Annotated in this window: 2 protein-coding genes; both read left to right on the top strand. The window is 73.7% G+C overall.

Going from position 1 to position 6,119, the window contains the following annotated elements:
• Window positions 1–1,172 (top strand): beta-ketoacyl reductase (locus tag ABD810_RS27405; RefSeq protein WP_344946491.1); only part of this gene is annotated, 1,172 nt, incomplete at its 5' end.
• On the top strand, window positions 1,162–6,119 hold a 4,958-nt coding region (locus ABD810_RS27400; protein WP_344946488.1), incomplete at its 3' end, for a type I polyketide synthase. The genes ABD810_RS27405 and ABD810_RS27400, both read left to right, overlap by 11 nt.

Below are 6,119 nucleotides of genomic sequence, written 5' to 3'. Positions count from 1 at the left end.
TGGTGGGGTCGGCCGGGTTGTTGAGCGGTGTGGTGCACACCGCCGGCGTGCTGGACGACGCCACGGTCGAGGGTCTGTCGGCGCAACGCCTGGACGCGGTGTTCGCGCCCAAGGCGGATGCGGCGTGGTACCTGCACGAGCTGACGCGCGACCTCCCGCTCTCGGCGTTCGTCCTGTTCTCATCCGTCGCGGGGGTGCTGGGGAACCCCGGTCAGGGGAACTACGCGGCGGCGAACGTGTTCCTCGATGGGCTGGCGGCGTACCGGCGTGGGCTGGGGTTGCCGGGGGTGTCGGTGGCGTGGGGGCTGTGGGACACCGATTCGGGGATGACGGGTGGGTTGAGTGCGGCCGATGTGGCTCGGCTGGGGCGGTCGGGTGTGGCGCCGTTGAGTGTCGAGCAGGGTCTTGGGTTGTTCGACGCGGCGTTGGCCGGTGCGGAGTCGTTGGTGGTGGCCGCGCGGTGGGACAACGCGGGGTTGCGTGCTCGTGCCGAGGCGGGCGGGCTGCCGTCGATATTGCGGGGTCTGGTGCGCGCTCCGCGCCGTACCGCCGCCACCGGTCCCACGCCCGCCGCCGCCGCGGCCAAGCCCGCCGGGCTCGTCGAGCGCCTTGCCGCCATGGCGGAGGCGGAGGCACGAGGTCACCTGGCGGAGCTGGTGCGGTCGCATGTCGCCGCCGTCCTGGCACACGGAAGCGCGGCAGGCATCGACGTCGACCGGTCGTTCAACGAGCTGGGCTTCGACTCGCTGACCGCGGTGGAGCTGCGCAACCGGCTCAACGGCGACACCGGGCTGCGGCTGCCCGCCACGCTGGTCTTCGACCACCCCACCGTCACCGCACTGGCCGAGTACCTGTTCCGGACCCTGGCCCCGGCGGCGCCCTCCCCCGAGGACACGCTGCGCGGCGCGGTGGAACGGGTCGAGTCGATGCTGTCGAGCGCGAGCGGCGACGCCGAGGCCATCCGGGGCAAGCTCGTCGCCATCGCGCAGAGCGCCGTCACCAGGTTCGGCGCCGGTCTGATCACGAGGTTCGGCACCGGTCCGAACGGTGCGAGCGACGCGGTCGAGAAGCTGGACTTCGCCTCGGACGAGGAGATCTTCGCCTTGATCGACGACCGAACCATGACATCCCCCCTGAGGTCCTCTGTGGAAAGGCCCGACCATGGCGAATGAGGAAAAGCTCCGTGACTACCTCAAGCGTGTGACCGTCGAGCTCGCGGAGACCCGGCAGCGTCTCGCCGGCGTCGAGGACCGCCGTCATGAGCCGATCGCGATCATCGGCATGGCCTGCCGCTATCCCGGCGGGGTGACCAGCCCTGAGGAGCTGTGGGATCTGGTGGCGTCGGGGCGTGACGCGATCGGGGAGCTTCCGGCGGACCGCGGGTGGGACGAGGACCTGTACGACCCCGACCCGGAGGCGATGGGCAAGACCTACACCCGGCAGGGCGGGTTCCTCTACGACGCCGCGGACTTCGACGCCGGATTCTTCGGGATGAGCCCGCGTGGCGCGCTGGCCACCGACCCGCAGCACCGCCTGTTCCTGGAGGGCGGCTGGGAGGCGTTCGAGCGGGCGGGCATCGACCCCGCCACGCTGCGCGGCAGCCAGACCGGGGTCTACGCCGGGAACATGTACAACGACTACTCGCTGCGGTTCACCGGCGGCTCGGTCCCCGCGGCGGTCGAGGGCACGCTCCTGGTGTCCAGCGCGGCGAGCGTGCTGCCGGGGCGGGTGTCCTACACCTTCGGGCTGGAGGGCCCCTCGATCGCGGTCGACACCGCCTGCTCCTCCTCCCTGGTGGCGATCCACCTGGCGGTGCAGGCGCTGCGGCGCGGCGAATGCTCGCTCGCATTGGCCGGCGGTGTGTCCGTGATGGCCACCTCCGACCCCTTCGTGGAGTTCTCCCGGCAGCGTGCGCTCTCACCCGACGGGCGGTGCAAGTCGTTCTCCTCCTCGGCCGACGGCGCGGCCTGGGCCGAGGGCGTGGGCGTGCTGGTGCTGGAGCGGCTGTCGGACGCCCGGCGCAACGGCCGCCGGATTCTGGCGGTGGTGCGCGGCTCGGCGGTCAACCAGGACGGCGCCAGCAACGGGCTGACCGCGCCCAACGGCCCCGCCCAGGAACGAGTGGTTTTGAAGGCCCTGGCCGACGCCCGCCTCGACACCCGCGACGTCGACGCGGTGGAGGCGCACGGCACCGGCACCAAGCTGGGCGACCCGATCGAGGCGCAGGCGCTGCTGGCCACCTACGGGCGCGGCCGGCCGGCGGACCGGCCGCTGTGGCTGGGCTCGGTCAAGTCCAACATCGGCCACACCCAGGCCGCCGCCGGCGTCGCCGGCGTGATCAAGATGGTCATGGCGATGAGACGCGGCGTGCTGCCGGCCTCGCTGCACGCCGAGGAGCCGATGCCGCACGTCGACTGGTCATCGGGCGGGGTGAAGGTGCTGAGCGAGGCCAGGGAGTGGGCGCGCGACGGTCACCCGCGCCGTTCAGGCGTGTCCTCGTTCGGCATCGGCGGCACCAACGCGCACGTCGTCCTGGAAGAGGCGCCGGCACAGCCCCCACCCCAGGTGTCCCCGCCCGTCGTGACCACCGGCTCCGGCGCGGCCCCGCTCGCCTGGGTGATCAGCGCCCACAACGACACGTCACTGCGTGCGCAGGCCGGCCGGCTGCACGAGCTGGTCACCGCCGACGACACCCTGCGCCCGGTCGACGTGGCGCACTCCTTGGTCACCGGCCGGTCGCTCTTCGAGCACCGTGCCGTCGTCCTCGGGCACGACCGTGACGCCCTGGTCGCCGGCCTCGGCGGTTACCTGCGCGACGATCCGGCGGCGCAGGTGGTCCAGGGCACGGCACAGGAGCGGCCCCGGCTGGCGTACCTGTTCACCGGCCAGGGCGGGCAGCGGCTCGGGATGGGACGCGAGCTGTACGCCGCGTCGCCGGTGTTCGCCGAGGCACTCGACGAGGTCTGCGCCGCGATCGACGCCCACCTCGACCGCCCGCTGCGCGAGGTGATGTGGGCCGAGCCCGGCACTTCCGAGGCGGCGGCGCTGCACGAGACCCGCTACACCCAGCCGGCGCTGTTCGCCTACGAGGTGGCCGCCTTCCGGCTGCTCGAATCGCTCGGCGTCACCCCCGACTTCGTCGCCGGCCATTCGGTGGGCGAGTTCGCGGCCGCCCACGTCGCGGGCGTCTGGTCGCTGGCCGACGCCGCACGGCTGATCGTCACCCGCGGCCGGCTGATGCAGGCGCTCGACGAGCCCGGCGCGATGGTCGCCATCGAGGCGACAGAAGAAGAGGTCGCGCCGACGCTGGCCGGGCAGGAGCACCTGGTCGCGATCGCGGCGGTCAACGGCCCGACCAGCGTGGTCGTCTCCGGCGTGGCGGAAGTGTGCCTGGCGGTCGCCGACCACTGGCGGGAGCTGGGCCGGCGAACCCGGCGGCTGCCCGTCAGCCACGCCTTCCACTCCCCGCTGATGGAGCCGATGCTCGACGAGTTCGCCATGGCGCTGGAGAGCGTGGAGTTCGGCGAGCCGGGCATCCCGGTCGTGACCGGCCTCGTCGGCAGCGTCGAGGCCTCCTGGGCGGCTCCGGAGTACTGGATCGAGCAGATCCGCCGCACCGTCGGGTTCCACGCCGTGATCGGCCGGCTCGAAGCGGACGGGGTCGGCGCCTACCTCGAGGTCGGGCCGGACGCGGTGCTGGCGGGTATGGCCCACGACTGCGTCACCGCGCGGGACGCCTCGATCCTGTCCCTGCACCGGCGGCAGCGATCAGAGCCCGACGCGCTGGTCACCTGCCTCGCGCAGGCGTCCGCCGCCGGAGTGGCCGTCGACTGGTCCGCGTTGTTCCGCGACGGCGTGACCGTCGACCTTCCCACGTACGCGTTCGACCGCCGCCGTTTCTGGCTCATCCCGCGAGGCCGCACGGCGGACGTCACCTCTGCGGGCCTGCGCTCCACCGGCCATCCGTTCCTCGGGGCGGTGGTCGACGTCGCCGACGACGGCACCGTGGTGCTCACCGGCCGGCTGTCGCTCGCCGGCGCACCGTGGCTGGCCGACCATGTGATGGCGGGCGCGGCGGTGGTGCCGGGCGCGGCGCTGGCCGACATCGTCATCGAGGCCGCGGGCCAACTCGGCTGCGACCTCGTCGAGGAGCTGATGTTCGAAGCACCGCTGGTGCTGCCGGAAGCGGGCGGCGTGGTGGTGCAGGTCGTCGTCGAACGCGCCGGCGACGACGGCGCGCGGCCGGTACGGATCCACTCCCGCCCGGCCGGCGACCACGAGGCCGCGTGGACGCGCCACGTCTCCGGCGTGGTCGCCGTGGACACGGCCGCCGGCGCGTCCGGCGAGGTGTGCGCGTGGGCGACGGCGTGGCCACCGGCGGAGGCCTCGCCCGTCGACCTCGACGGCGGGTACGAGCGGCTGGCCGACCTGGGCTACGAGTACGGACCGGCCTTCCAGGGAGTGCGCGCGGTCTGGCGCCGGGGTTCGGAAGTGCTCGCCGAGGTCCAGGTGGGCGACGACCTCGACGTGGCCGGGTTCGGCATCCATCCCGCCCTGTTCGACGCCATGTTCCACCCGTTGCTCGTGGCGGACACCGCCGAGGAGCTGCGGCTGCCGTTCGAGTTCCGCGGCGTGCGGTTGCTCGCCGCAGGCGCCAAGGTGCTCCGCGTCCGGCTCGCCGAGCAGGGGGCCGACGGCCACGCCATCGAGGCGGCCGACGTCTCGGGCCGGCGGGTGTTCTCGATGGACTCGCTGCGAGTGCGCTCGGTCCCGATCGAGGCGCTGGCCGGCGCGTCCGCCGGTCCCGCGGGCCCGGTGCCGCATGGCGTCGACTGGGTCGAGGTCGCCGTCACGCCCGCCGCCGGCGGGTCACGGTGGGTCTCGGTGGGCGCGCCGGTACCGGGCCTCCAGGAGTACCCGGATCTCGACGGGCTCGGCGTTGCGGTGGCCGCGGGCGACCCGGCACCCGATTTCGTGGTGATCCCCTGCACGACGGATTCGACGGACGTGCCCATCGGAGTCCGGGAGCTTTCGGGCCGGGTACTGGGCTCGGTGCGGGTCTGGGTGTCCGACGAGCGGTTCACCGGTCGCCTGGTGTTCCTGACCCGGGGCGTCTTCGACCCGGCGGGCGCCACGGCCCCCGCTCTGGCGGGCGGCCCGGTGTGGGGGCTGGTGCGGTCGGCACAGTCGGAGCATCCGGACCGGTTCGTGCTGCTGGACGCCGCGCAGGACTTCACCGCCTGGGGACAGGTGGCCGCCGCCGTGGCGTCGGGCGAGCACCAGCTGCTGGCGCGCGAGGGCGCCGTGATGGTGCCCCGCCTGGCACGGCGTCCCATCGAGGACGCTGAGGAGCCCGGCGCTCCTGGCACCGGCCTGGGATCGGGGACGGTGCTGGTGACCGGCGGCACCGGTGGTCTGGGCGCGCTGGTCGCGCGGCGGCTGGTGGAGCGGCACGGCGCCCGCGACCTGCTGCTGGTGTCACGGCGTGGAGCGGACGCGCCGGGCGCCGGTGAGCTGGTGGCGCGGCTGGAGGGCCTGGGAGCCCAGGTGAGGGTGGCGGCGTGCGACGTGGCGGACCCCGGCGCGCTGGCCGCGTTGCTGGCATCGGTCCCCTCGCTGACCGGTGTGGTGCACACGGCGGGCGTGCTGGACGACGCCACGGTCGAAGGCCTCACCACCGAGCGCCTGGACACGGTGTTCGCGCCCAAGGCGGACGCCGCGTGGTACCTGCACGAGCTGACGCGGGGCGCCCCGCTCACCTCGTTCGTGCTGTTCTCCTCCCTCGCCGGCGTGCTGGGCAATGCCGGTCAGGCCAACTACGCGGCGGCGAACGTGTTCCTCGATGTCCTCGCCATCCACCGGCGCGGGCTGGGCCTGCCGGCGGTGTCGGTGGCGTGGGGCCTGTGGGACACGGTCGGGAGCGGGATGACGGGACGGTTGTCGGCGGCGGACACCGCCCGCCTGGCCCGTTCGGGCATCGCGCCGTTGACCGTCGAGCAGGGCCTCGAACTGTTCGATGCGGCGCTGGGCAGCCCTGAACCGCTGGTCGTCGCCTCCGGCTGGGACAACGCGGGGTTGCGTGCTCGTGCCGAGGCGGGCGGGTTGCCGTCGATGTTGCG

The sequence above is a fragment of the Sphaerisporangium flaviroseum genome, assembly GCF_039537005.1.
GTDB lineage: Bacteria > Actinomycetota > Actinomycetes > Streptosporangiales > Streptosporangiaceae > Sphaerisporangium > Sphaerisporangium flaviroseum.
Note: the sequence above shows the minus strand (reverse complement) of the source record. Positions and strands in the feature narration are given on the sequence as shown.